Origin of the sequence: Streptomyces aureus (genome assembly GCF_000725495.1) — a bacterium.
GTDB classification, from domain to species: Bacteria; Actinomycetota; Actinomycetes; order Streptomycetales; family Streptomycetaceae; genus Streptomyces; species Streptomyces aureus_B.
On record NZ_JNZD01000008.1, the window covers coordinates 177,346 to 203,820 of the forward strand.

General features: G+C 71.2%; 24 protein-coding genes. 17 read left to right on the top strand and 7 right to left on the bottom strand.

The features are described from left to right. Positions 1–36: 36 nt before the first annotated feature. Complete coding sequence (locus IO36_RS16510; protein WP_209441214.1) at positions 37–1,065, bottom strand: ABC transporter permease; 1,029 nt, start codon at positions 1,063–1,065, stop codon at positions 37–39. A 527-nt stretch (positions 1,066–1,592) separates the two neighbouring features. On the opposite strand from IO36_RS16510, the gene IO36_RS16515 reads away from it, so the two are divergent. The 5 genes from IO36_RS16515 to IO36_RS16535 are packed head-to-tail and all read left to right on the top strand — an operon-like array spanning position 1,593 to position 7,245. Then, positions 1,593–3,218 carry a peptide ABC transporter substrate-binding protein gene (locus IO36_RS16515; protein ID WP_037620689.1) on the top strand — a complete coding sequence of 542 codons (1,626 nt, stop codon included), beginning with the start codon at positions 1,593–1,595 and terminating at the stop codon, positions 3,216–3,218. A 54-nt stretch (positions 3,219–3,272) separates the two neighbouring features. Further along, a complete protein-coding gene (locus IO36_RS16520) occupies positions 3,273–4,196 on the top strand; it encodes an ABC transporter permease (RefSeq protein ID WP_037620690.1) in 924 nt (307 codons plus the stop codon). Then, complete coding sequence (locus tag IO36_RS16525) at positions 4,189–5,211, top strand: ABC transporter permease (RefSeq protein WP_051900572.1); 1,023 nt, start codon at positions 4,189–4,191, stop codon at positions 5,209–5,211. The genes IO36_RS16520 and IO36_RS16525 overlap by 8 nt, the downstream gene beginning before the upstream one ends. Before the next feature lie 5 nt (positions 5,212–5,216). After that, positions 5,217–6,203 carry an ABC transporter ATP-binding protein gene (locus IO36_RS16530; protein WP_037620752.1) on the top strand — a complete coding sequence of 329 codons (987 nt, stop codon included), beginning with the start codon at positions 5,217–5,219 and terminating at the stop codon, positions 6,201–6,203. After that, complete coding sequence (locus IO36_RS16535; protein ID WP_037620691.1) at positions 6,184–7,245, top strand: ABC transporter ATP-binding protein; 1,062 nt, start codon at positions 6,184–6,186, stop codon at positions 7,243–7,245. The genes IO36_RS16530 and IO36_RS16535 overlap by 20 nt, the downstream gene beginning before the upstream one ends. A 148-nt stretch (positions 7,246–7,393) precedes the next feature. Here IO36_RS16535 and IO36_RS16540 read toward each other — a convergent pair whose 3' ends face one another. Next, complete coding sequence (locus IO36_RS16540) at positions 7,394–9,532, bottom strand: S9 family peptidase (RefSeq protein ID WP_037620692.1); 2,139 nt, start codon at positions 9,530–9,532, stop codon at positions 7,394–7,396. A gap of 189 nt (positions 9,533–9,721) precedes the next feature. Between IO36_RS16540 and IO36_RS16545 the strand changes: the two genes are divergently transcribed. The 8 genes from IO36_RS16545 (at position 9,722) to IO36_RS16580 (ending at position 17,437) form a co-directional block, all read left to right on the top strand. Beyond that, positions 9,722–9,916, top strand: coding sequence for a hypothetical protein (locus tag IO36_RS16545; protein ID WP_037620693.1), 195 nt, complete (start codon positions 9,722–9,724; stop codon positions 9,914–9,916). Positions 9,917–10,058: 142 nt separating this feature from the next. Continuing rightward, positions 10,059–10,946: an N-acetyl-1-D-myo-inositol-2-amino-2-deoxy-alpha-D-glucopyranoside deacetylase gene (gene mshB, locus IO36_RS16550; RefSeq protein ID WP_037620694.1), complete on the top strand. Its 888-nt coding sequence runs from the start codon at positions 10,059–10,061 to the stop codon at positions 10,944–10,946. Continuing rightward, on the top strand, positions 10,943–11,371 hold the full coding sequence (locus IO36_RS16555) for a DUF6113 family protein (protein WP_037620695.1): 429 nt from the start codon (positions 10,943–10,945) through the stop codon (positions 11,369–11,371). The genes mshB and IO36_RS16555 overlap by 4 nt, the downstream gene beginning before the upstream one ends. A gap of 160 nt (positions 11,372–11,531) precedes the next feature. Beyond that, complete coding sequence (locus IO36_RS16560; protein WP_037620696.1) at positions 11,532–13,745, top strand: membrane protein; 2,214 nt, start codon at positions 11,532–11,534, stop codon at positions 13,743–13,745. A gap of 155 nt (positions 13,746–13,900) precedes the next feature. Beyond that, entirely contained in the window at positions 13,901–14,860 is a 960-nt protein-coding gene (locus tag IO36_RS16565) for an ABC transporter ATP-binding protein (RefSeq protein ID WP_245173318.1), read from the top strand. Then, entirely contained in the window at positions 14,857–15,597 is a 741-nt protein-coding gene (locus IO36_RS16570) for an ABC transporter permease (RefSeq protein WP_037620698.1), read from the top strand. The genes IO36_RS16565 and IO36_RS16570 overlap by 4 nt, the downstream gene beginning before the upstream one ends. 5 nt (positions 15,598–15,602) lie before the next feature. Next, positions 15,603–16,826 (top strand): sensor histidine kinase, encoded by a 1,224-nt coding sequence (locus IO36_RS16575; RefSeq protein WP_037620754.1) that lies wholly within the window; start codon positions 15,603–15,605, stop codon positions 16,824–16,826. Next, positions 16,823–17,437: a response regulator transcription factor gene (locus IO36_RS16580; protein WP_037620699.1), complete on the top strand. Its 615-nt coding sequence runs from the start codon at positions 16,823–16,825 to the stop codon at positions 17,435–17,437. Before IO36_RS16575 ends, IO36_RS16580 begins: the two co-directional genes overlap by 4 nt. 13 nt (positions 17,438–17,450) lie before the next feature. On the opposite strand, the gene IO36_RS16585 is transcribed toward IO36_RS16580, so the two are convergent. After that, positions 17,451–18,302 (bottom strand): transglutaminase family protein, encoded by an 852-nt coding sequence (locus IO36_RS16585; protein ID WP_037620700.1) that lies wholly within the window; start codon positions 18,300–18,302, stop codon positions 17,451–17,453. A gap of 17 nt (positions 18,303–18,319) precedes the next feature. Then, entirely contained in the window at positions 18,320–19,381 is a 1,062-nt protein-coding gene (locus tag IO36_RS16590; protein WP_037620701.1) for a GNAT family N-acetyltransferase, read from the bottom strand. A gap of 141 nt (positions 19,382–19,522) precedes the next feature. On the opposite strand from IO36_RS16590, the gene fdxA reads away from it, so the two are divergent. Continuing rightward, complete coding sequence (gene fdxA / locus IO36_RS16595; RefSeq protein ID WP_019058397.1) at positions 19,523–19,843, top strand: ferredoxin; 321 nt, start codon at positions 19,523–19,525, stop codon at positions 19,841–19,843. A 180-nt stretch (positions 19,844–20,023) separates the two neighbouring features. Further along, entirely contained in the window at positions 20,024–21,121 is a 1,098-nt protein-coding gene (locus tag IO36_RS16600) for a bifunctional succinyldiaminopimelate transaminase/glutamate-prephenate aminotransferase (RefSeq protein WP_037620702.1), read from the top strand. A 265-nt stretch (positions 21,122–21,386) separates the two neighbouring features. Here the strand turns inward: IO36_RS16600 and IO36_RS16605 are convergent, their stop codons facing one another. Both IO36_RS16605 and IO36_RS16610 read right to left on the bottom strand, forming a co-directional pair. Further along, positions 21,387–21,884, bottom strand: a complete 498-nt coding sequence (locus IO36_RS16605) for a hypothetical protein (RefSeq protein ID WP_037620703.1) — start codon at positions 21,882–21,884, stop codon at positions 21,387–21,389. Between the two features lie 318 nt (positions 21,885–22,202). Continuing rightward, on the bottom strand, positions 22,203–23,240 hold the full coding sequence (locus IO36_RS16610; RefSeq protein WP_037620704.1) for a VldE C-terminal domain-containing protein: 1,038 nt from the start codon (positions 23,238–23,240) through the stop codon (positions 22,203–22,205). Between the two features lie 128 nt (positions 23,241–23,368). Between IO36_RS16610 and dapE the strand changes: the two genes are divergently transcribed. Together dapE and IO36_RS16620 are read left to right on the top strand one after the other, a co-directional pair. Further along, the gene (gene dapE, locus IO36_RS16615; RefSeq protein WP_037620705.1) at positions 23,369–24,448 is read left to right on the top strand and encodes a succinyl-diaminopimelate desuccinylase; all 1,080 of its coding nucleotides are present in this window, start codon (positions 23,369–23,371) and stop codon (positions 24,446–24,448) included. A gap of 148 nt (positions 24,449–24,596) precedes the next feature. Beyond that, entirely contained in the window at positions 24,597–25,355 is a 759-nt protein-coding gene (locus IO36_RS16620) for an LOG family protein (protein ID WP_037620706.1), read from the top strand. 156 nt (positions 25,356–25,511) lie between these two features. On the opposite strand, the gene folP is transcribed toward IO36_RS16620, so the two are convergent. Then, on the bottom strand, positions 25,512–26,372 hold the full coding sequence (gene folP / locus IO36_RS16625; protein WP_037620707.1) for a dihydropteroate synthase: 861 nt from the start codon (positions 26,370–26,372) through the stop codon (positions 25,512–25,514). Between the last annotated feature and the right edge of the window lie 103 nt (positions 26,373–26,475).

Below are 26,475 nucleotides of genomic sequence, written 5' to 3' on the forward strand. Positions count from 1 at the left end.
CAGCCGGACGGCTATGACCGGTACTGGGGATGGAAGTCAGCGCTTGGACTTCGGGTCGAGTGCGTCGCGGACCGAGTCTCCGAGCAGGTTGAAGGCGAGAACGAAGATGATCATCGAGACGCCCGGGAAGATCATGAAGGTGATGTCTTCCGTGTAGAAGCCGGCACCACGCTGGATCATGACGCCCCAGTCCGGGGTCGGATCCTGGATACCGACGCCGAGGAAGGCGAGCCCCGCTTCGGCCGTGACGTAGGCCGGCAGCATGAGGGTCGACTGGATCAGGATCGGTGTCCAGAGGTTGGGCAGAAGTTCCTTGAAGACGATGCGGCGCGAGGACGCGCCGGTCACCTTCGCGGCCTCCACGAACTCGCGCTCCCGCAGGCCGAGGACCTGACCGCGCAGCAGACGCGCGATGGAGGCCCAGCCGAAGGCGGAGAGGACGAGGATCAGGCAGGTGGCCCGCAGCCAGGTCGGCACCTCTTCGTTGAAGGGCACGAAGAGCGCGTAGACGACCGGCATGAAGGCGATGAAGAACAGCGTGGACGGGAACGACAGCAGGATGTCGATGATCCGGCCGACGAAGTAGTCCGTCTTGCCGCCGAGATATCCCGCTGTGATGCCGATCACGACGCCGACCACCGTGGTGAGCAGGGTGGCGGCGGTGGCGATCATCAGCGAGGTGCGGATGCCGTACAGCAGGAACGTGAAGACGTCACGGCCCAGCTGGGGCTCGATGCCGAACCAGAAGCTGCCGTCGATGCCGCCGTTGGGCTTCACCGGGAAGGCGAAGTCGTTGAGCAGGCCGTCGGTCTCCTGGCCGTACTGCTCGTACGGGTTCTTCCCGTACAGCTTGGCTATCAGCGGCGCGGCTATCGCGATCACGAAGAAGAAGATCACGATGTACGCGGAGGCGACACCGGTGCGGTCGCGCTTGAAGCGCGTCCAGGCGAGTCGTCCGGGGGAGCGACTTTCCGAGCCCTTGTGGGTGGAAGACGAAGCCGGGGTCTTGCCGGTCTCGTCGGTCACCTCAAGTGGGGCGGCCGCGGATGGAGTAGGGGGGGTCATGATGCTCCAGGCCCGAGGGGGTCAAGGGCTCCGCAGGGCGCTCCCTACGGGCTACGCCGGACTTTTTCAACGCAATTCATGCAAGGTCAATAAAATCTCGGTCGCCTTGGTTTTCTCTTTACTTTCTTTGCCCTGGCTTGACCTCAGCGTAACTACGCGTGTAGCGCACTGTGGCCGTTCTGTGTCCGGATTCGGGCCAACAGGGCAAAACGGGCAATGAGTTCGTTATCCGGACGCCGGAGTCTCGGAATGCGTACATCTCGTGCACTGGAACCAACGGTTCCGCATCAAAGCGCGAAGATCTGTTGCGCGGAAGGTCAAGATCGTCTTCGTCGATGGTCAAGATCCTCTGACGGAGTGTCCGGAGTGCCCCCTTCCGGATGGATCGCCACCCGGAAGGGGGGAATCAATGTGCGATGTGCCCCATATAGGCAGATATTGGGCCCTAAAGGAAAACCGCACCGGAGCCGGACGTTCGACCCCGACTCCGGCGCCGGCGGCACAGCGCACTCTCGAGGAGGCACTCCATGCGTGGAGCCACGCACGCCAAATGGGCCGCATGCGCGGCGGCGGTAGCCCTGGCGGCGTCCGCCTGCGGAGGCGGAGGGGGTGGCAGCAGCAGCGGCTCCGGCACGGTCAGCGCCTCCTGGGGCGACCCGCAGAACCCGCTCGAGCCGTCCAACACCAACGAGGTGCAGGGCGGCAAGGTCCTCGACATGATCTTCCGCGGGCTGAAGCGGTACAACGCCAAGACCGGCGCCGCCGAGGACATGCTCGCCAAGAGCATCGAGACCACCGACTCCCAGAACTTCACGGTCACCGTCAAGGACGGCTGGAAGTTCAGCAACGGAGAGGCCGTCACCGCCCAGTCCTTCGTCGACGCCTGGAACTACGGCGCCAGCCTGAAGAACAACCAGAAGAACGCGTACTTCTTCGGATACATCCAGGGTTACGACAAGACGCACCCCGACACGGGCAAGCAGACCGCCGACACCCTGTCCGGGCTGAAGGTGACCGGAACGAACACCTTCACCGTCGCGCTCACCCAGAAGTTCTCGACGTTCCCGGACACCCTCGGCTACGCGGCCTTCTCCCCGCTGCCCAAGTCGTTCTTCAGCGATCACGCCGCCTGGGTCGCGAAGCCCGTCGGCAACGGCCCGTACACGATCAACAGCTACACCAAGGGCTCCCAGATGTCGCTCACGAAGTGGGCCGACTACCCCGGGGACGACAAGGCCAAGAACGACGGCGTGACCCTCAAGGTCTACACGGACAACAACACCGCCTACAACGACCTGCTGGCCGGCAACCTCGACCTCGTCGACGACGTGCCCGCGGCCCAGCTCAAGAACGCCAAGTCCGACCTGAACGGCCGGTACATCAACACCCCGGCCGGCATCATCCAGACGCTCGCGTTCCCCTTCTACGACCCGAAGTGGAACACCAGCGGCGCCACCAAGGTCCGCCAGGGCCTGTCCATGGCGATCAACCGCCAGCAGATCACCGACACGATCTTCCAGAAGACACGGACCCCCGCCAGCGACTGGACCTCACCGGTGCTCGGCGAGAAGGGTGGCTTCCAGGAAGGCCTGTGCGGCAAGTACTGCGACTACAACCCGTCCGAGGCCAAGAAGATGATCCAGGACGGCGGCGGTCTGCCCGGCGGCCAGGTCAAGATCTCGTACAACGCGGACACCGGTTCCCACAAGGAATGGGTCGACGCAGTCTGCAACTCGATCAACAACGCCCTCGGCAACGACAAGGCCTGCGTCGGCAACCCGATCGGCACCTTCGCCGACTTCCGCAACCAGATCGGGCAGCACAAGATGCCCGGTCCGTTCCGGGCCGGCTGGCAGATGGACTACCCGCTGATCCAGAACTTCCTCCAGCCCCTCTACTACACGAACGCCTCGTCGAACGACGGCCAGTGGTCCAACAAGCAGTTCGACAACCTCGTCAACCAGGCGAACGCGGAGACCGACACCTCCAAGGCCATCAAGCTCTTCCAGCAGGCCGAGGGCGTCGTACGGGACAACATGGCCGCCATCCCGCTCTGGTACCAGAACGGCAGCGCCGGCTACTCGGACAAGGTCTCGAACGTGGCCCTGAACCAGTTCAGCGTGCCCGTCTACAACGAGATCACCGTCAACTGAGCCGCCGGAGCGGGCCCGCCCCGGCGGGTCCGCTCCTCTATCCCCGGAGCACTCATGGGACGGTACGTCATCCGGCGACTGCTGCAGATGATCCCGGTCTTCATCGGCGCCACACTGCTCATCTTCGTCATGGTGAACGTGATGGGCGACCCCATCGCGGGTCTGTGCGGTGAGCGCAAGTGCGACCCCGCCACGGCCGCCCAGCTGCGCTCGGAGTTCGGGCTCGACAAACCCCTGTGGCAGCAGTACCTGACCTATCTCGGGCACATCTTCACCGGCGACTTCGGCACCGCGTTCAACGGACAGCCGGTCACCGAGCTGATGGCCACCGCGTTCCCGGTCACCATCCGGCTGACGATCGTCGCCATCTTCTTCGAGATCATCATCGGCATCACGCTCGGCGTCATCACCGGTCTGCGCCGGGGCCGGCCCGTCGACACCGGCGTCCTGCTGCTCACCCTCGTCGTCATCTCCGTGCCGACCTTCGTCACCGGCCTGCTGGCCCAGCTGCTGCTCGGCGTCAAATGGGGCTGGATCAAACCGTCGGTCTCCACGGACGCCACCTTCGGCGAGCTGATCGTGCCCGGTCTGGTGCTCGCCTCGGTGTCCCTCGCGTACGTGACCCGGCTGACCCGGACCTCCATCGCGGAGAACAAGCGGTCCGACTACGTCCGCACCGCCGTCGCCAAGGGCCTGCCGCGGCGCCGGGTGACCATCAGGCACCTGCTGCGCAACTCGCTGATCCCCGTGGTCACCTTCATCGGCACCGACATCGGCGCGCTGATGGGCGGCGCGATCGTCACCGAGCGGATCTTCAACATCCACGGCGTCGGCTACCAGCTCTACCAGGGGATCGTGCGCCAGAACACCCAGACGGTCGTCGGCTTCGTGACCATCCTCGTCCTCATCTTCATGGTCGCCAACCTGCTCGTCGACCTGCTGTACGCCGTACTCGACCCGAGGATCCGCTATGCCTGAGCAGCCGCCGTACGAGGAAGAGGAATTCCATCACGGCCCCGAAGGTCCGCCGCCGGAGGACCTCGCGATCGCTCCGACCGGCTTCGGTGGCACGATGGACCTCGGATCGAGCGAAGCGGAGACCCTGGAGAAGACCCCGGGCGGACCGGAGGGCACCGGGCCGAAGGAGAAGCCGCGCTCCCTGTGGTCCGACGCCTGGCGCGACCTGCGCCGCAACCCGGTCTTCATCATCTCCGGGCTCGTCATCCTCTTCCTGGTCGTGATCTCGATCTGGCCCGGGCTGATCACCACCCAGAGCCCGCTCAAGTGCGACCTCTCCAAGGCCCAGCAGGGCTCGCAGCCCGGACACCCCTTCGGCTTCGACGGCCAGGGCTGCGACGTCTACACCCGGACCGTGTACGGCACCCGCATCTCGATCAGCGTCGGCGTGCTCGCCACGATCGGGGTCGCGCTGCTCGGCTCGTTCCTCGGCGGGCTGGCCGGCTTCTACGGCGGGATGGGCGACTCGATCCTGTCCCGGATCACCGACATCTTCTTCGCGATCCCCGTCGTGCTCGGCGGTCTGGTCCTGCTGTCCGTGGTGACCAGCAACACGATCTGGCCGGTCGTCGGGTTCATGGTGCTGCTCGGCTGGCCGCAGGTCTCCCGCATCGCGCGCGGTTCCGTCATCACCACCAAGGAGAACGACTACGTCCACGCGGCCCGGGCCCTGGGCGCCTCCAACTCGCGGATGCTGCTGCGGCACATCACCCCGAACGCGGTCGCGCCCGTGATCGTCGTCGCGACCATCGCGCTCGGCACGTACATCTCGCTGGAGGCGACGCTGTCGTACCTCGGCGTCGGTCTGAAGCCCCCGACGGTCAGCTGGGGCATCGACATCTCCTCGGCCTCCGCGTACATCCGCCAGGCCCCGCACATGCTGCTGTGGCCGGCCGGCGCGCTCGCGATCACCGTGCTCGCGTTCATCATGCTCGGCGACGCGGTGCGCGACGCCCTCGACCCGAAGCTGAGGTGACCGCGGTGCTGCTCGAAGTGCGTGATCTACAGGTGGAGTTCAGGACCCGGGACGGTGTCGCCAAGGCCGTCAACGGGGTCAACTACAGCGTCGACGAGGGCCAGACGCTGGCCGTGCTCGGCGAGTCCGGCTCCGGCAAGTCGGTGACCGCCCAGGCCGTCATGGGGATCCTCGACATGCCGCCGGGGAAGATCACCGGCGGCGAGATCCTCTTCAAGGGCAAGGACCTGCTGAAGTACAAGGAGGAGGAGCGGCGCAAGGTCCGGGGCGCCGAGATGGCGATGATCTTCCAGGACGCGCTGTCGTCCCTGAACCCCGTCATCAGCGTCGGCGACCAGCTCGGCGAGATGTTCATCGTGCACCGCGGGATGTCCCGCAAGGACGCCCGCGCCAAGGCAGTCGAGCTGATGGAGCACGTGCGCATCCCCGGGGCCAAGGAGCGGGTGCGCGACTATCCGCACCAGTTCTCCGGCGGTATGCGCCAGCGCATCATGATCGCCATGGCGCTGGCCCTGGAGCCCTCGCTGATCATCGCCGACGAGCCGACCACCGCGCTCGACGTCACCGTGCAGGCCCAGGTCATGGACCTGCTCGCCGAGCTCCAGCGCGAGCTCAACATGGGGCTCATCCTCATCACCCACGACCTCGGCGTCGTCGCGGACGTCGCCGACAAGATCGCGGTCATGTACGCCGGCCGGATCGTCGAGGAGGCCCCGGTCCACGACATCTACAAGGCGCCGGCCCACCCCTACACCAAGGGGCTGCTGGACTCGATCCCCCGGCTCGACCAGAAGGGCCAGGAGCTCTACGCCATCAAGGGCCTGCCGCCCAACCTCATGCACATCCCGCCGGGCTGCGCCTTCAACCCGCGCTGCCCGATGGCCCAGGACATCTGCCGCAGCGAGGTGCCGCCGCTCGCGGAGGTCGACGCGGACCGCGGGAGCGCCTGCTTCTTCTGGAGGGAGTGCCTCGATGACTCAAGCCGCAACTGAGCCGCTGCTGGAGGTCAGCGGACTGGTCAAGCACTTCCCGCTCACCCAGGGGATCCTCTTCAAGAAGCAGATCGGGGCGGTCAAGGCCGTCGACGGCGTCGACTTCCACCTCGACCGCGGCGAGACCCTCGGCATCGTGGGCGAGTCCGGCTGCGGCAAGTCGACCGTCGCCAAGATGCTCGTCAACCTGGAGCGGCCCACCGAAGGGGCGATCAAGTACAAGGGCGAGGACATCACCCGGCTGTCCGGCAAGGCGCTCAAGGCCGTGCGCCGCAACATCCAGATGGTGTTCCAGGACCCCTACACGTCGCTCAACCCGCGCATGACGGTCGGCGACATCATCGGGGAGCCGTACGACATCCACCCCGAGGTCGCGCCCAAGGGCGACCGGCGGCGCCGGGTCCAGGAACTGCTGGACGTGGTCGGGCTCAACCCGGAGTACATCAACCGCTATCCGCACCAGTTCTCCGGCGGCCAGCGCCAGCGCATCGGCATCGCGCGGGGACTCGCGCTGCGGCCCGAGATCATCGTCGCCGACGAGCCGGTCTCCGCCCTCGACGTCTCGGTGCAGGCGCAGGTGATCAACCTGCTGGACCGGCTCCAGGCCGAGTTCGAGCTCAGTTACGTCTTCATCGCCCACGACCTGTCGATCGTGCGGCACATCTCCGACCGGGTCGGCGTGATGTACCTCGGACGGATCGTCGAGACCGGCCGGGACACCGAGATCTACGACCACCCGACGCACCCCTACACCCAGGCACTGCTGTCCGCCGTGCCCGTTCCGGACCCGGAGGCCCGCGAGCACCGGGAGCGGATCATCCTCCACGGCGACGTGCCCTCGCCCGCGAAGATCCCCTCCGGCTGCCGCTTCCGCACCCGCTGCTGGAAGGCGCAGGAACGCTGCACGCTGGAGGTGCCGCTGCTCGCGGTGCCGGCCGAGTTCCGGCTCGTCGAGAGCCCCGCCGCGCACGACTCGGCCTGCCACTTCGCGGAGGAGAAGCAGGTCGTGCCCCCGGAGGAGCCGGAGAACGGGACACCATAGCGACACATATGTGTGCGAACTTCGTTAACACGGAGGCAACTTCACGGAAGCGGTACCGATATACGGACGCGTCAGGGTGAACACCGTACGGCCGTGCGGGTGCCGTGAACGAGCCGGGGTGCGCCATGTCACCCCGGCTCGTTGCTTTCTAGGCGGGTCGGTTCATTCCCAGGGAGCGCTTCAGGAAGTCCACCTGGAGCAGGAGCAGGTTCTCGGCGACCGTCTCCTGCGGGGTCATGTGCGTGACCCCGGACAGCGGCAGCACCTCGTGCGGGCGGCCGGCGGCCAGCAGGGCGGAGGAGAGCCGCAGGGCGTGCGCCACCACCACGTTGTCGTCCGCGAGACCGTGGACGATCATCAGCGGCCGGTGCGGGTCGGCGGGTGCGGACAGCCCTTCGTCGGTGACCAGCGAACTGTGCGCGTAGACCGCCGGGTTCGCGGCCGGGTCGCCGAGATAGCGCTCCGTGTAGTGGGTGTCGTACAGCCGCCAGTCCGCGACCGGAGCGCCCGCGATGCCCGCGTGGAAGACGTCGGGGCGGCGCAGCACGGCGAGGCCGGCGAGCCAGCCGCCGTACGACCAGCCGCGGATCGCGACCCGGGAGAGGTCGAGCGGGAAGTGCCCGGCGAGCGCGTGCAGCGCCTCCACCTGGTCGTCGAGGGAGAGCGTCAGGTCGTCGCGGACGGCCTTCTCCCAGGCGGGGGAGCGGCCCGGGGTGCCGCGGCCGTCGGCGACGACCACCGCGAAGCCCTGGTCGGCGAACCACTGGGAGGTGAGGTGCGCGTTGTGCGCGGCGAGCACCCGGGGGCCGTGCGGACCGCCGTAGGGGTCGAGCAGGACGGGCAGCGGGGTGTCGCCGTCATAGTCGGTGGGCAACAGCACGGCGCATGGGATTTTCTGTGCGCCCCCCTGTGTGAGCGTCACGCGCGGGGACAAACCAGGATCTTCGGCGTACGAGGGGATGGTCCCCAGCGGCTTCCCGTCGCGCAGCACCTGCACCTGGGTGCCCGGCCGGTCGAGCACCGACGACACGAGCACGGTCACGCCCCCGGCGCGCACCGCCGAATGTACGCCGGGTTCCTGCGAGACGCGCTCCAGGCCGAGTTCGTTCACCCGGTACACATGCACTTCACCCGTTTCGGGGGAACTCGCGCCCTCGCCCGCCGAGGCCGAGATCAGGACGTCGTCGGCCGAGACGTCGAGCACCGCGCGGACGTGCAACTGGGCTCCCGTCAGCGGGCGTTCGCCGAAAGCCAGCACCCGCGCACCGGCCTCGTCGGCGATCCGGACCAGCTGTCCGCCCGGGCTCCAGCACGGAACCCCAGGGAAAAGATCCAGCCAAGTTGGATCTTCATCGGCGTGCACCATCCGGGTCGTCCCGGTGTCCGGGTCCACGGCCAGGAACAGCTGGCTCCGCTGGTCCCTCGCCTGCACGAGCAGCAGCGGCGCACCGGCGGCTGACCAGTGCGCATGCGCCAGATACGGGTACCGCGCCCGGTCCCAGGACACCTCCGTGCGCACCCCGTCGAGCCCGAACACGAAGAGCCGTACGTCCGCGTTGGCGCTGCCCGCCCGCGGATACGCGACCCGCTGCGGATCGGCTTCCGGATGCGCCGGATCGGAGATCCACCAGCGCTGCACCGGCGTGTCGTCGACCCGCGCGACCAGCAGCCGGTCTCCTTCGGGCGACCACCAGAAGCCGCGCGAACGCCCCATCTCCTCGGCCGCGATGAACTCGGCCAGCCCGTAGGAGACCGTGCCGCCGTCCTCGGCCGGCTCCGGTTCCACCAGGGCCCTGTCACCCCCGCCCTCGGCCCCGACGACCCGCAGCGCGCCCCCGCTGACGTACGCCACGAGCCGGCCGTCCGGCGAGGGCCGCGGGTCGATCACCGGCCCGGGGACCGGGAGTTCGCGTGCCGTGCCGGCCCGCAGCTCCGCCGTGAACAACCGTCCTGACAAGGCGAAAGAGGCCAACTCGGCTGCTGCGTCCGTCGCGTAGCCGACGATGCCCGCACCGCCCTCGCGGCTGCGCTCCCGGCGCGCCCGCTCCTCCGGGGAGAGGCGTTCGGCGGTGCCGCCGAGCAGGGCCGCGGGGTCGGCGGCCACCCGCTCACGGCCCTCCGGCACGTCGAGGACCCACAGTTGGTTCGCCCGCTCCGTACCGGAGGGGGAGCGCAGGAACACCACGCGGGAACCGTCGGGGGACACGGTGAACGCGCGCGGCGCGCCGGAGGTGAACCGCTGGGTGCGGGCGTACCGGCGCGGGAAGGAGAGAGGCTCGTTCGTCATGCCTCGACCATATTGGCCATGCGCCCCCTTGTGCGGCCGTGCGCCGATCGATGCGCGCGTACGGATAGTTATGATCACTAGCGCTGTGTGGGTAGGAACCTGCTGGCTGCTGTTCCGCTGTACCGACCCGCTCCTGTCCGACCCCCGTACCGGACCCCAAGTCCCTGGGAACTTTGGAGGTGAACCGCCGTGGCACTCTCGATTTCGGCGGTGGTGCTGCTGGCGATCATCGTCTTTCTTCTGATCAAGAAGTCAGGACTGAAAGGCGGGCACGCGGTCGTCTGCATGCTGCTCGGCTTCTATCTCGCCTCCTCCACCATCGCGCCCACGATCAGCGATCTGACCACCAACATCGCGGGCATGATCGGCAGCATCAAGTTCTGAGTCCGCGCCGGGACCGACGGCGGGGAGGGTGCTCGGCCCCCGCTCCCCGCCTGCCCCGTCCGGGCTCCCCGAAACGGACCGGTTTCCCGGCGCCGCCGAGCGGGCGTCCGACGGGCGGCCGGTGCCTCGTAGGGTGGGTTCCATGACGGAACTGCCCGACCGGCGTCTGCTCCTGGTGCACGCGCACCCGGACGACGAGTCGATCAACAACGGCGCGACCATGGCCCGCTACGCGGCCGAGGGCGCCCAGGTGACGCTGGTTACCTGCACCCTCGGCGAGGAGGGCGAGGTCATCCCGCCCGGGCTCGCCCATCTCGCCGCCGACCGCGAGGGCGGACTCGGCCCCCACCGTACCGGCGAGCTGAGCGCCGCCATGAAGGAACTGGGCGTCGCCGACCACCGCTTCCTGGGCGGTCCCGGGCGGTTCCGTGACTCCGGGATGATGGGCGCCGAGCAGAACCACCGCCCCGGGGCCTTCTGGGCCGCGGACGTCGACGCCGCCGCCGACCACCTCGTGGAGGTGATCCGCGAGGTGCGCCCCCAGGTGCTCGTCACCTACGACCCCGACGGCGGGTACGGACACCCGGACCACATCCAGGCCCACCGCGTGGCCGTGCGCGCCGCGGGACTGGCCGCGGAGCCCGACCACCGCCCCGACCTCGGGGCCCCCTGGCGGATCGCCAAGACCTATTGGAACCGGGTGCCGCGCCCGGTCGCCGAAGAGGCGTTCGCCCGGCTGCGCGAGGCCCTCCCCGGGCTTCCCTTCGACCGCACGGCCGCCGTCGACGACGTGCCGGGCGTGGTCGACGAGGCCCTCGTCACCACCGAGATCGACGGCACCGCGTACGCCGCCGCCAAGGCCGCCGCCATGCGGGCGCACGCCACCCAGATCACCGTGGACGGCCCCTGGTTCGTCCTCTCCAACGAGCTGGCCCAGCCGCTCTTCACCACCGAGTACTACGAACTCGTCGGCGCCCCGCGGCCCGCGGCGCGCGAGACGGACCTCTTCGAGGGGACGGATCCGCGATGAGCGGCGGGAACGGACAGCGCGGCGGCACCAGCATGCTCGCCCAGCCGCTCAAGCCCCCCTCGGGCGGACGGATCGCCGCCTATCTGGGGCTCTTCCTGCTCGGCGCCGTGGTCGGGATCGCCGGGGCGCTGGTGCAGCCCGGCTGGTTCCCGCTCGGGCTGCTGCTCGCTCTGGCCGGCGCCGCCGGGCTCTTCGTGGGCGGTGCGCGGGCCACGGAGTCCCGGGCCGGAGCCGTCGCCCCCGCGGCCGGCTGGATGGTCGCCGTCGTCCTGCTCACCGCCAGCCGCCCGGAAGGTGACTTCCTGTTCGGCGCGGGAGTCGGCTCGTATCTCTTCCTGCTCGGAGGCATGGCCGTGGCTGTGATGTGCGCCACTCTCGGGCAGGGGCGGCAACCGGGCCCTTCCGGTGCCCGACTTGGCAAGTGACGTACCACTTCGCCGTATCGGTCCCGTGCGGGTCCCGTGCGAGATTCCCGCACGGGCGAGGTTTGCGGGCCGGACGTGGCCAGTATGGTGGTGCGCGCCGCCGAGCTGCCCGAGATGAGGTCGAGTAAACGGGCGGCGGAGCCAACCGGGAGAACCTGCCTTGAGTCGTGAAACTGACAGTTCGTCCTCCGGGCCCAACGGGCGCGGTGGAGCCGCGTACCCGTCGGGGACGCCCCCGTACGGCACCCCCGCGGTCTCCGAGAACGGTGCCGACGCGGGCCGTTCGGCCGCCGGCAAGCCGACGGAGGAGCGCAAGACCGAGACAACCCTGACGACACGGATCCGGATCAACATCCCCGGATCGCGGCCCATCCCGCCCGTGGTCGTCCGCACCCCCGTCGCCGACGCCGACGCCGCCTCCGAGGGCGACGACGCCGCGGGAGCCGGCACGCAGGCCCCGCCGAGCGCGCCCGCCGGCCCGACGGCCGCCGCCCCGGCCCCCTCCGCGCCCGCCGAGCAGCCCGCGCCCGCCGAGGACAAGACGAGCGACTGGTTCGCGCCCCGCAAGCCCGGCACGCCCCCCAAGGGCGCGGCCGGCGGCGGTTCGACCAACGGAGCGGGCGTCGCGGGCGGTTCCGCCCCCGCCGGCTCCGCGGGCGCGGCCGCCGCCACACCGTCCGCGGGCACCCCGGGCACGGGACGGCCGGCGCCGTCCACCGGTGCCGGTCCGCTGGGCATCACCGGCGGCGTCCGGCCCGGCGGCCCGAACCCCGCGGCGCTCCCCGGTGCCACCGGCGCCGGTCCCGTGGCCCCCGGCCACGGCGGCGGCACGGGCTCCTTCGACGTCTCCAAGGCGCTGCGCGACACCGGCTCCTTCCCGGCCATCGGTTCGCCCGCCCCCTCCGGCGGGAACGGCGGTTCCGGGGCTTCCGGTCCGGCTCCGTCCGGCGAGCCGAGCCGCGACGACCTCCCGTACTTCTCCGAGAGCGGCCGGGGCGGCCCGGCCGGTCCGACCGGCGGCCCCGCCACCGGCGACGGCCCGCTGCGGCCCCCGACGGGGGCCGGCGCGGCTCCCGGCAGCCTGGCCGCTCCGTCCGGCCCGGCCGGCGGCGGGCGGAACACCGGCCGGGGTTACCCCGCCGCCGGCACCGGCACGCGCGGCGGGCTGAGCGGCGGTCTCAGCGACGACACCGCGATCCTGACCCCGCAGAAGCCGGCTCCCGACCCGGGCCCCGGCGGCTACGGCACCCCCGCCGAGAACGTCTCCGGGCACACGCTGACCAGCGGCATGCCCGTCGTGTCGCCCAGCCACAACTTCGCCTTCGACGGGGAACCCGGCGACGGCCCCCGCCCGCACACCCCGCCGAAACTCCCCGAGCCGGTCCGCCAGCCCGCCGCCCCGGCCCAGGCGAAGCCGGCGAAGAAGAAGGGCCGCAACAAGCCGGCGCTGCTCGCCGTCCTCGTCGTGGTCCTCGCCGGCGGCGCCTACGGCGCGGGTCTGCTCATGAACCACTCGGACGTGCCCAAGGGCACCACGGTGCTCGGCGTCGACATCGGCGGCGGCACCCGTGACGACGCGGTCAAGAAGCTCGACGCGGCCTTCGGCGACCGGACCAACAAGGCGCTGACGCTGTCCGTCGACGGCGACAACGTCAAGCTCAGGCCCGACCAGGCCGGACTCCAGCTGGACGACCAGGCCACCGTGCGCGCCGCCGCCGGCAGCGACTACAACCCGATCTCCGTGATCGGCTCGCTGTTCGGCCAGGAGCGCGTGGTGGACCCCGTCATGCCGGTCGACAAGGAGAAGCTGCAGGCCGCCCTGGAGCGGGCCGCGAGCGGCTCCGGTTCGGCCAGCGACGGCACGATCAAGTTCGGGCCGGGCAAGGCCGTCGCCGTCTACGGCAAGGAGGGCAAGGGCATCGACGTCGCGTCCTCGCTCCAGGCCGTCCAGGACGCCTACCGCGCCCAGGTGGAGACCGGATCGAGCACGCCGGTGAAGGTCGCCACCACGACCCGTCAGCCCACGGTCAGCAAGGCCGAGGTGGACCGGAAGATGTCGACGTTCGCGTCGGTCGCGATGTCCGCGAACATCACCGTCCAGACGGACGCGGCGCACAGCGTCTCCTTCAGCCCGCAGAAGTCCATCTGGAAGTTCCTGAGCGTCCAGCCGGTCCAGGGCAAGCTCGTCGAGCACTACGACCTCAGCGCCCTGGAGGCGCTGTACGGTCACGCCTTCGACGGGGTGACGATCACCAAGGGCGACGGCAGCCAGAAGGCCGTGAGCCCGCAGGACGTTGCCTCGGCGGTGGGCAGGGCGCTGGTCGGCAAGACCGCCGCGGCCCGGATCATCACCATCTCCACCAACCCCAGCTAGCGCGAACGCCGCACACGCACAAGGGCACCCGGCCGGTATCCCACCGGCCGGGTGCCCTTGCGCGTCGCCGGATCCCGGGACATGACATCTGTCATGCACGGCCCAGGACACAGCACACTGACGGGCGCACCCCCCGCCCGGCCACGATGGACACCATGACAACGACTGCGGCGACCACCACCACATCGGTGGTCCGGTTCGAATCGGTGACCAAGAGCTACGGCGACGTCCGGGCCGTGGACGGGCTGACGCTCGAACTCCACCCGGGTGAGACCGTCGCCCTCCTCGGCCCCAACGGCGCCGGCAAGTCCACCACCCTCGACCTGCTGCTCGGCCTGAAGAACGCCGACAGCGGGACGGTCCGGGTGTTCGGCACCGGCCCGCGCGAGGCGATCGTCGCCGGCCGGGTGGGCGCCATGCTCCAGAGCGGCGGACTGATGGACGAGGTCACCGTCGGCGAACTGGTCAAGCTCGCCTGCGACCTGCACCCCCGGCCGTACCGCGCCGACGAGGTCCTCGCCCGCGCGAGCATCGCCCAGATCGCCGACCGCAAGGTCAACAAGCTCTCCGGCGGCCAGGCGCAGCGCGTCCGCTTCGCCCTCGCCACGGCCGGCGACAGCGACCTGATCGTCCTGGACGAACCCACCACCGGCATGGACGTCACCGCCCGGCAGGCGTTCTGGGCCACCATGCGCGAGCAGGCGGACCAGGGCCGTACGGTCCTGTTCGCCACCCACTACCTGGAGGAGGCGGACGCGATCGCCGACCGCGTCCTCGTCCTGCACCGGGGACGCCTGCTGGCCGACGGCACCGCCGCCGAGATCAAGGCCAAGGCCGGAGCGCGCCGCGTCTCCTTCGACCTCGAGGGCACGATCGAGGAGGCCCCGCTGCGGGCCCTGCCCTTCCTCACCTCGATCACGGTGTCCAAGAGCGGCTCCGGGCAGACCGTCCGCATCCAGTCCTCCGACGCCGACGCCACCGTCCACGCGCTGTACGGGCTCGGCGTCTACCCCCGCAACCTCGAAGTCGCCGGGCTCGGCCTGGAGCAGGCCTTCGTCGCCATCACCGAGGCCGAAGAGGCCACCCTCGCCGCCGAGGAGGCCGCGTCCAAGTGAACAGTCTCATCAAGCTGGAGATCACCCGCGCCCTGCGCAACCGGAAGTTCCTCTTCTTCTCGGTGATCTACCCCTCCGCCCTGTTCCTGCTGATCGCCGGCAGCGCCGACGACCACACCAAGGTCCCCGGCACCGGCCTGACCATGCCGACCTTCTTCATGGTCTCCATGGCCTCCTTCGGCGCCCTGACCGCCGTCCTCATGGGCAACAGCGAGCGCATCGCGAAGGAGCGGGAGAGCGGCTGGGTACGGCAGCTGAGGCTCACCCCGCTGCCCGGCCGCGGCTACGTGTTCGCCAAGACGGCCAGCGCCGCCGTGATCAGCCTGCCGTCGATCGTGATCGTCTTCGTGGTCGCCGCGGCGGTGAAGAACGTACGCCTGGACGTCTGGCAGTGGTTCGCGCTCACCGGGGTGATCTGGGCCGGGAGCCTCGTCTTCGCCGCGCTCGGCGTCGCCATCGGCTACCTCGCCAGCGGGGACGCGGTCCGTCCGATCACGATGATCGTCTACTTCGGCCTGTCGATGCTCGGCGGTCTGTGGATGCCGACGACGACCTTCCCCGACTGGCTCCAGAGCATCGCCAAGTGGCTCCCCACGCACGCGTACGCTGCCCTGGGGCAGGCCATCGAACTGGGGAACGCCCCGCACGCGAAGGACATAGCCATCCTCGCCGTGTCCTTCGCCCTGTTCGCGGGCGGCGCGGCCTGGCTGTACCGGAAGGACACGCTGAAGGCGTGAACGCCATGACGGAAGACCCGACGCCCGACGGCGCCCGCACGGAACGGATCGTGAGGATGGGGGAGTCCCCGCGCAACCTCCGCGAGGCCCTGCGCAAGTCCGTGTGGATCGTCATCTGGCTGGTGTTCCTCAGCTCACCGGTCCACGACCTCGTCTCGGGACACCACACGTCCGCGGCGACCGCGGCCGGCTGGGCGGGCCTCGCGGCCTTCGTCACGGTCTATCTCATGCTCGTCTTCCGGCACATGGGCAAGGCGTTCACGGGCTCCGTCGCCGTCACCCTCATGGTGACCGGCCTCGGCGCCCTGGCCGTCGTCCTGTGCCTGACCCTGGGCGCGCCCTGGCTCGGGCTGTTCGTGTACGTCTCGGTCGCCTGCGGCACCACGCTGCCGATGCGGGTCTCCTACTGGACGATCCCGCTGACCGCGGTCGTGATGCTGCTCGTCGGCCTGCACGGCGGCGAGGAGGACGCGCGCAACCTCGTCCTGCTCGTCGTGCTGATCGGTTTCGCCATGACCGGGGTGCGCCAGCTCGTGCGCACCACGATCGAACTGCGCCGGGCACGCGCCACCGTCGCCCAGCTCGCCGCCAACGAGGAGCGCCTGCGGCTCGCCCGGGACCTGCACGACCTGCTCGGCCACTCGCTCTCGCTGATCACGCTGAAGAGCGAGCTGGCCGGGCGGATGCTGCCCGACCACCCCGACAAGGCGGCCCAGCAGGTCGCCGACATCGAACAGGTCAGCCGCCAGGCCCTGGTGGACGTGCGGGAGGCGGTCACCGGTTACCGCAGGCTCCGGCTGGCCGAGGAACTGGCGGGCGCCCAGGTCGCGTTGACCGCCGCCGAGGTGAACGCCGACCTCCCGGCCGAGCCCGCCCTCGACGGGGTCCCCGAGGAGACCGAGTCCGCGCTGGCCTGGGCGCTGCGCGAGGCGGTCACCAACGTCGTACGGCACAGCGGCGCCCGGCGCTGCACGGTGGAACTCGTCCGGCGCCAGACCCTGGACGGTCCCGTGCTCGAACTCACCGTGGAGGACGACGGTTCGGGCGGCACCTCGGGAGCCGCACCCGGCAACGGCCTGACCGGACTGGCCGAACGCCTGGAGAAGGCGGGTGGATCCATGGAGGCGCGCCGGCTCCGGCACGGATTCCGGCTGGTCGCGCGCGGACCCCTGGAAGGAGGCCGGGCCTCTGTGGGAGCCGCGGGCGACCCCGTAGGATCCGGTGCATGAGCCGCACGATCAAGGTCCTGCTCGCCGAGGACCAGTCGATGGTCCGCGAGGCGCTGGCCGCCCTGCTGGGGCTGGAGCCGGACATCGAGGTGGTCGCCCAGGTGGCCCGCGGCGACGAGGTGCTGGCCGCGGCTCGCGCCCATGACGTGGACGTGGCGCTCCTCGACATCGAGATGCCGGGGATGACGGGCATAGAGGCGGCGGCCGAGGTCCACAAGGAGCTCCCGGGCGTCAAACTGATCGTCCTCACCACGTTCGGCCGCCCCGGATACCTGCGCAGCGCCATGGAGTCCGGCGCCGACGCCTTCCTGGTCAAGGACGCCCCGGCCGCCCAACTCGCCGCGGCCGTGCGCAAGGTGCTGGACGGGGAGCGGGTCATCGACCCCACCCTGGCGGCGGCCGCGCTGGCCGAGGGGGCGAACCCGTTGACCGACCGCGAACGCGAGGTCCTGCGCGCCGCGGCCGACGGCTCCACCAACGCCGAGCTGGCCAAGGCGCTCCACCTCTCCCAGGGCACCGTCCGCAACTACCTCTCGACCGCGATCCAGAAGCTCGCGGTGCGCAACCGGGCGGAGGCGGTCCGCACGGCGCGCGAGAAGGGGTGGCTGTGAGCGGTCCGGCGCCTCAGTTGAGCATCGCCCGTGCCGCGTGGGCCTGTTGGCGGACCCGGGACGCGGCGGGTTCGTCGACGGCCGCCACGACGTCGGCGTAGGCGTCGAGTTCGGCCGCCCCGGTCAGGAAGTCGCCGCGCTGCACCATGAGCTGGGCCCGCTCGTAGCGCAGCCGCGCCGGGTGCGAGGGCAGCAGCAGGGAGAGTTCCACCGACCACAGGGCCACGTCGGTGCGTTCGGGCCGGGCGGCGGCCCAGGCCCGGATGTTGTTCAGGACCCGCTGGACGACGTCGAGCGGGTCGGCCGGGGTGAGCATCGACGGTTCGAGCGGGGCGCCGGTGGCGCCCGCCACGAGGAGCTCCGCGTCGGAACCGGTCAGGACGCGTCCGCCGTCGAAGGGGTCGGCGAGCACCTGCCGGTCGGTCGGCCCGAAGCCCACCACGAAGTGACCGGGCAGCGCGACCCCGTAGACCGGTGCCCCGGCCCGCCGCGCGACCTCCATCCACACCACCGAGAGCAGGATGGGCAGCCCGCGCCGCCTGCGCAGCACCGTGTGCAGCAGCGAGGACTCCAGCCGCTGGTAGTCGCCCGGTGAGCCCCGGTAGCCGCACCGGCCGCCGAGGAGTTCGGCGAGGGCGGTCGCCCAGGGCAGTGGGCCGCCCGGACGGAACGGCAGCCGGCCCGCCAGCTCGTCCAGCAGGATCTGCGCCGCGTCCATGCCGGCGTCGTCCAGCGTCCCGTCCGCCGCCGCGCCCACCAGCAGGCACAGCTCCGCCAGGTCGGGCCGTTCGGCCCGCGCCTCGTCGGCGAACCGCCGCCGGACCCCGGCGGCCCGCTCGGGTCCGGGTGGCCGGAGGGAACCCATAACCGGTTCGTGCCCCGTCACGTCGATCGATACGGCTCGTCACCGGGACCGGGGCCCGCGGTGTCCGTGCCGGTTCGTGCGCCGGGGGTTGGGGGCCGGCGGTAGTGGTGGTACGCGTGATGCGGACCGAAGCCCATCCCGGCGTACAGCTCCCGGGCCCCGGCGTTGTCCGTCTCCACCTGCAGCCAGGCCGCCGAGGCGCCCTCCTCCAGGGCCCGGCCCGCGAGAGCGGCCATGACGGCCTTGGCGAGGCCCTGGCGGCGCCGCTCGGGGGCTACCTCCACGGCCGCGAAACCCGCCCAGCGGCCGTCCACCACGCACCGCCCGATCGCCGCCGGCTCCTCACCCTCCGCGCCGGGCACCGTCGCGAACCACACCGAGGGACCGCCGCCCAGCACCCTCAGCGCCGTCCCGCCGACGCCCTTGCGCTGGTAGCGGCCGAGCCACGCCTCGTCGGCGGTGCGCGAGAGCCTCACGCCGGGCGCCTCCCGGTCCGCGAGGGGCGCGAGCGCGCCGGTCCACACCTCGGCGCTCACCTCGCGCCGCCAGCCGCGCGCCTCCAGCTCCGCGCACAGCAGCTCCTGCGTGCCCTCGGCACCGGTGGCGGTCTGGACGAAGGCGGGCAGGTCACGTGCCGCGTACCAGTCCCGTACGTGGGCCAGGGCCTCGTCGAGCGGCACGCCCGGGTCGCCCAGCGGCAGCACCGAGTTGGCGCGCCGGGTGAACCCGTCCGCGGCGCGCAGCTCCCAGTCCCCGAGCCGCTCGCTCTCCACCGGCGGCCAGGCCCGCGCGGTCACGCGCGCCAGCTCCTCGTAGGACGCCGCCGGACCACGCCGACGAGCGGGGGCGGCCGGGACGACCTTGGCCGCGACCAGGGAGGATTCCATGATCCGGACCTGTTCTCCGGTCCTTCGTGTGATCAGCAGCACACCATCGTCCCATGATGTGAGAACTCCGACCGTATCGGTGAACTTCTCCACCGTGTCTCCATAGTCGGTCAGGCGCCGCACCGAGACACGTTTTCCCACGTCAGCGGCGGTTACGCGGACCTCAAGACGGCCGGCGGCGGAGAATTCCACAGGTCGGTTCACCCCTCCTGTTCGGATCATGCCCAAGAACGGAGATACTAGGGGCGGGCATCGACTACGCCGCGCTCCCGCGCGCCAGGCGGCGGAGCCTACGACAGGCCCGCCAGCGCCCTATCGAGGAGGAACGACAGCGTGACCTACGTCATCGCGCAGCCTTGTGTCGACGTCAAGGACAAGGCGTGCATCGAGGAGTGCCCGGTCGACTGCATCTACGAGGGCTCCCGGTCCTTGTACATCCACCCGGACGAATGCGTCGACTGCGGAGCCTGTGAGCCGGTGTGCCCGGTCGAGGCGATCTTCTACGAGGACGACACTCCGGAGGAGTGGAAGGACTACTACAAGGCGAACGTCGAGTTCTTCGACGAGCTCGGCTCCCCCGGCGGCGCCAGCAAGCTCGGTCTGATCGAGCGCGACCACCCGTTCGTCGCCGCCCTGCCGCCGCAGAACCAGTAAGCGGCCCGCTGGGGCACCGCCCGGCGGTGGCCGGTGGAGCGCCGCCTCGGTCCCGTACGGCCTGATCGCTCCGGTCGCCGTACGGGACCGAGGCGTTTGCCGTGCCGGACCGCGCAGCATCCGTGCAGCAGCCCGTACCCGCGTGTACGGGTCGTACGTACGAGAAAGTGAGCCCGACCCGTGTCCGCAGTCTCCGACCGGCTTCCCGTCTTCCCCTGGGACAAGCTGGAGCCCTACAAGGCGACCGCCGCCGCTCACCCGGACGGCATCGTCGACCTGTCCGTCGGCACCCCGGTCGACCCGGTGCCCGAGCTGATCCAGAAAGCCCTGGTCGCCGCCGCGGACTCGCCCGGCTATCCCACGGTGTGGGGCACGCCCGAGCTGCGGGACGCGCTCACGGGCTGGGTGGAGCGACGGCTCGACGCACGGGACGTCACGCACCGCCATGTGCTGCCCGTCGTCGGCTCCAAGGAACTGGTCGCCTGGCTGCCGACCCAGCTCGGCCTCGGCCCCGGCGACAAGGTCGCCTACCCGCGCCTGGCGTACCCGACGTACGAGGTCGGCGCGCGGCTCGCCCGCGCCGAGCACGTCGTCTACGACGACCCGACCGAGCTGGACCCGGCGGGTCTGAAGCTGCTGTGGCTGAACTCCCCGTCGAACCCGACCGGCCGGGTCCTGACCGTGGAGGAGCTCACCCGGACCGTCGCCTGGGCCCGCGAGCACGGCATCCTCGTCTTCTCCGACGAGTGCTACATCGAGCTGGGCTGGGAGGCGGACCCGGTCTCGGTGCTGCACCCCGACGTGTGCGGCGGCTCCTACGAGGGGATCGTCTCGGTCCACTCGTTGTCCAAGCGCTCGAACCTGGCCGGCTACCGCGCCGCGTTCCTCGCGGGCGACCCCGCCGTCCTCGGCGAGCTCCTCGCGATCCGCAAGCACGGCGGCATGATGACCTCCGCGCCGACCCAGGCCGCCGTGGTCGCCGCGCTCGGGGACGACACCCATGTCCGCGAGCAGCGCGAGCGCTACGCGGCCCGCCGCACCGCCCTGCGCGACGCCCTCCTGGACCACGGCTTCCGCATCGAGCACAGCGAGGCGAGCCTCTACCTCTGGGCCACCCGGGACGAGTCCTGCTGGTCCACGGTGGCCCGTCTGGCCGAGCTGGGCATCCTGGTGGCCCCCGGCGACTTCTACGGCGAGGCGGGCGAGAGGTTCGTCCGCGTGGCCCTCACCGCCTCGGACGAGCGGGTGGCGGCGGCCGTGGAGCGCCTGCGCCGCTAGCCGCTAGGGCCCGACGCCGGTGGGGACCGCGCCGGTGACGGCCGCGCTCCCGCTGCCGACGACAGCGAAACGGGGGTCCGGGGAAGCGAGTTCCCCGGACCCCCGTCGTCATGGGGCCGCCGCCCGGGCGCGAGCCGTGCCGGGCGCGCGGCGCACCGCGGCTGTTCCGTGCCCGCCCGAGCCGTACGGCGGTCGGGCCGTGTGCGTGAGGCGCCCGGCGGGACTAGGGCGTGTTGCGAAAGTCCCGCCTGCCGCGCAACACGCCCTAGCCCAGCGGCAGGCTCTTCAGCGGGAGCTGACCCGTCGGCAGGCCGCCCTTGGTCACCGCGTCGGTGGGCAGACCGCCCTTGGTCACGGCGTCCGTCGGCAGGCCGCCCTTCGTCACGGCGTCGGTGGGCAGGCCGCCGCCGGTGGCGGTCTTCGTGGTGTCGCCGAGCAGGCCGCCGGCCCGGCCGGCCGCGGTGCCCGCCACCTTCTTCGCGGCGGGCGTGGCCTTCTTGGCGACCTTGCCGCCGACGCCCGGCAGGGCCTTGTCGACCGCCTGGCCGCCGGACTTGCCGGCGATCCCGGTGACGTGCCGCGTCGCTCCGTCGACCGTGCCGGCGACGTTCGCCCCGTCCAGGGCGGTCAGTCCGCCGAGGCCGGGCGTGGCCGGCAGCGCGGGCGCCGCGCAGGCGGAGCCGGCCGCGCCGACCACGGGTGCCGCTCCGGCCGCGACGAGCAGCACGACACGGGCGATCCGGCGGGTCAGGGGGAGGGACATGGTGCTCCTTAGACGGAAGAGAACGGGGAAGCGTCCCGCCGGAAGCCGATCGACCGAAGTGATCGTTCCGGGCTCGGACGCACTGACTACCGCTCGAAGTCCTCGAAGGTTGCGGTGGGCCGACGCAAAGAGTTGGTAATGCGTCGCATTATCGTTTGTGAATAAAAACGGGCAAACGCTACCCGGTGATGGTGTCGTCGGCGTCCCCATGGCCCTGTGTTCCCTAGGGATTTCACGGGCGGGCGAGTGAGCGCCCGAAAGCGCGCGCACATCACCGCCCGCCAGGAGCGGGGTCCTCCTCAGGGGTGAGGCACCGTACTACTGCCCGGTGACGATCCGGACCTCGGCCGCGGCCTCCTTCGTCCCCGAACCGGCCTTGTCGTCGGCCGTGCGCCACGAGCCCTCGGCCGTCCCCGCGGTCCACTCGCGCCCCGCGTACGACACCCGGTCGATGTGCAGGGCGGAGGAGTTGGCCACGGCCCAGTGCGCGACCTCCCAGCCGCGGCGCAGCGCCGTGCTCCCGGAGCCGGACCCCTCGGGCACGGGGACGGTCACGGTCCGGTCGGCCGTTCCCGTGGCGGCCGGGGAGGCGGCGGGAGCGGACGAGGACGCGGGGGCGGACGGGTCGGGGGAGTCCGGGGCGGACGGCTCCGGTGTCACGGCCGACCCCTCGGCGGCCACGGTGGCGCCCGCCTCCTGGAGCACATCGCGTCCGAAGTCCCGGGCGAGCGCGGCGCGCACCGGCGCCGGTCCGCCCGCGGGGGTCGCGGCCGGGCGCCCCTGGCAGGTCAGCGTGGCCGCCGCACGGCCCGTCAGGGCGGCGGCGAGCAGGGTGGCGTCCGGCTCGTGCTTGGCGTACGCCTGCGGGAAGCCGCTGTGCTGCACCCGCTGCGCGGCGACGGTGAGCGGCAGCCGTGAATAGCCGGGGACCTTGGCCAGGTGCTCGTAGAAGACGCCCGCCGCGTACGTGGGGTCCATGATCTGCTTCTCGGTGCCCCAGCCCTGCGAGGGACGCTGCTGGAACAGGCCGAGGGAGTCCCGGTCGCCGTGCTGGATGTTGCGCAGCCCGGACTCCTGGAGCGCGGTCGCCAGCGCGATGGCCACCGCACGCTCGGGCATGCCCCGCGAGGTGCCGATCGCCGAGATCGTCGCCGCGTTCACCGCCTGCTCGGGGGTGAACTCGTACGACGCCCCGTCGCCGTTGCCGGAGACGACCTTGCACCGGGGCGCGCCCACGCCGCCCGTGAGGTACTGCACGCCGAGATAACCCGCGACCGCGAGCAGGACCACGAGGGCCCCGCCGAAGCGCAGGAGGCGACCGCGGCGTCGGACTGGAGTGGGGGACGGCTCAGACACGCGTACAAGGTACTGGAGAGCGCTGTGGGTGCACCCTGGGGCTGTGGACAACGTGAGAGAGGCCGGGGGATACGACCGCATCCGGCTGCTTTCGGTACCCCCAAGGCCGGCGCGCTAGGGTCGACGCCATGGCCGACACCCCGCTTGACCTCACCCTGGACGCAGCCGAGCTCACCGCGCGGCTGGTCGACTTCCGCTCCGAGAGCGGGGACGAGAAGCCGCTCGCGGACGCCGTCGAGACCGCCCTGCGCGCACTGCCCCACCTGACGGTCGACCGGTACGGCAACAACGTCGTGGCGCGCACGAACCTGGGCCGCGCCGAGCGGGTGATCCTGGCCGGACACATCGACACCGTGCCGATCGCGGACAACGTGCCCTCCCGGCTCGACGAGGACGGCGTGCTGTGGGGCTGCGGCACCTGCGACATGAAGTCGGGCGTCGCCGTCCAGCTCCGCATCGCGGCCACCGTCCCCGAACCCAACCGCGACCTCACCTTCGTCTTCTACGACAACGAGGAGGTCGCCGCCCATCTCAACGGGCTCAAGCACGTGGCCGAGGCCCACCCCGAGTGGCTGCGGGGCGACTTCGCGGTCCTCCTGGAGCCCTCCGACGGACAGGTCGAGGGCGGCTGCCAGGGCACGCTGCGGGTCCTGCTGAGGACCAAGGGGGAGCGGGCCCACTCCGCCCGGGCCTGGATGGGCTCGAACGCGATCCACGCGGCCGCCCCGATCCTCGCCGCGCTGGCCGCCTACGAGCCGCGCCACCCGGTGATCGACGGTCTGGAGTACCGCGAGGGCCTGAACGCGGTGAACATCGCGGGCGGGGTCGCCGGCAACGTCATCCCCGACGAGTGCGTCGTCACCGTCAACTTCCGCTACGCGCCCGACCGCACGGAGGAGGAGGCGGTCGAGCACGTCCGCGAGGTGTTCGCGGACTGCGGGGTGCAGGAGTTCGTCGTCGACGACCACAGCGGTGCCGCCCTCCCCGGCCTCTCCCACCCGGCCGCCGCCGCGTTCATCGAGGCGGTGGGCGGCGTCCCGCAGCCCAAGTACGGCTGGACGGACGTCTCCCGCTTCAGCGCGCTCGGCGTCCCCGCGGTCAACTACGGCCCCGGCAATCCGCACCTGGCCCACAAGCGGGACGAGCGCGTGGAAACGGCCAAGATCCTCGCGGGCGAGGAGCGGCTGCGCGACTGGCTGACCGGCTGAGGCGCGCTCCGTACCCGTCGCCCGCGCACGGCGGACATGCCCACGTCCCCCCGCCGTAACCAGCGGAGATCTACGCTGGGGCGGAACGACCTTCCCCCGCACCGGTTTCGGCCGGGGCGGGGGAGATCCGTACGCGGAGGGAGTGGACATGGCTACTGGCAACCCGGAGGGCAAGAAGCGGCCACCGGACGAGCAGCGGCTGGGCCCGGTGCTGCGCAGGCGGAACCAGGTTCAGGCGAGCACCACCGACCAGAGGCTGCTGGACGCGGGCGGCCCCTCGGACTGGGTGCACACCGATCCCTGGCGCGTCCTGCGCATCCAGTCGGAGTTCATCGAAGGCTTCGGCACACTGGCCGAACTCCCGGCGGCGATCAGTGTGTTCGGCTCGGCGCGGACACCGGTGGACTCGCCCGAGTACGAGGCAGGCGTCGCCCTCGGCCGCGGTCTCGTCGACGCCGGGTTCGCGGTGATCACCGGCGGTGGTCCGGGTGCCATGGAGGCCGCCAACAAGGGCGCCCTGGAGGCGAAGGGCATCTCCGTCGGCCTCGGCATCGAGCTCCCCTTCGAGCAGGGGCTGAACCCGTACGTCGACATCGGCCTGAACTTCCGCTACTTCTTCGTCCGGAAGATGATGTTCGTCAAGTACGCCCAGGGGTTCGTGGTCCTGCCCGGCGGACTCGGCACCCTCGACGAACTCTTCGAGGCGCTCACACTGGTGCAGACCCAGAAGGTCACCCGCTTCCCCATCGTGCTGTTCGGCACCGAGTACTGGGGCGGACTCGTGGACTGGCTCAAGAACACCCTCGTCGCCCAGGGCAAGGCGGCCGAGAAGGACCTGATGCTGTTCCACCTGACCGACGACGTGGACGAGGCGGTCGCGCTGATGTCGAAGGAGGCGGGCCGCTAGAGGTCCCGCGGCCGGCGGTGCGGATACGGCGGGGGGGGGGGGGGGGGGGCCCCCCCCCCCCCCCCCCCCCCCGCACGCCGTGCCGGCCCAGTCGGCATCGCGCCCGGTGCCCCGCTGCCCGGCACCCCGCGCGCGCCGTACGCCGTGTCCCGCCCGCTACGCCAGTCCGCGCCGGGCCACCGCCGGCGGCCGGTGGCCGGCGATCGACGCCACCATGTCCAGCACCTGCCGGGTCTCCGCGACCTCGTGGACGCGGTACACCTGCGCCCCCAGCCACGCCGACACGGCGGTCGTCGCCAGGGTCCCGACAATTCGCTCCTTGACCGGCTTGTCGAGCGTCTCGCCCACGAAGTCCTTGTTGGACAGGGAGACCAGGACCGGCCACCCGGTGGAGACCATCTCGCCGAGCCGCCGGGTCGCCTCCAGACTGTGCCGGGTGTTCTTCCCGAAGTCGTGGCCCGGGTCGATGAGCACCGACTCCCGGGGCACCCCGAGCGCCACCGCGCGCTCCGCGAGGCCCAGCGTGACCTCCAGGATGTCGGCCATCACGTCGTCGTAGACGACCCGGTGCGGGCGCGTCCGCGGCTCGGACCCGCCGGCGTGGGTGCACACGAGCCCCACGCGATGGCGGGCGGCCACCTCGGCCAGCCGGGGGTCGACCCCGCCCCAGGCGTCGTTGAGCAGGTCCGCACCGGCCTCGCAGACCGCCTCGCCCACCTCGTGCCGCCAGGTGTCGACGCTGATCACGACGTCGGGGAAGCGGCGGCGCACCTCGGCGACGAACCCGACCGTCCGGCGCGCCTCCTCGTCGGCGGTGACCTCCTCGCCGGGCCCGGCCTTCACCCCGCCGATGTCGATGATCGCGGCACCTTCGGCGACGGCCTGCTCCACGCGCGCGAGGGCGGGCTCGTCGCGGAAGGTGGCCCCCTGGTCGTAGAAGGAGTCCGGGGTCCGGTTCACGATCGCCATGATCACCGGCTCGTGCGCCTCGAATTCGCGCCTGCCCAGCCTGAGCATCCCCTGTGACCTCTCCCAGTAAGTCGCACCGATAAGCCGCCTGCGACCTTAACTGTCAGACTCGCATGGCACGATCGGAGCCTGACACTTCCGGCGTCAGACT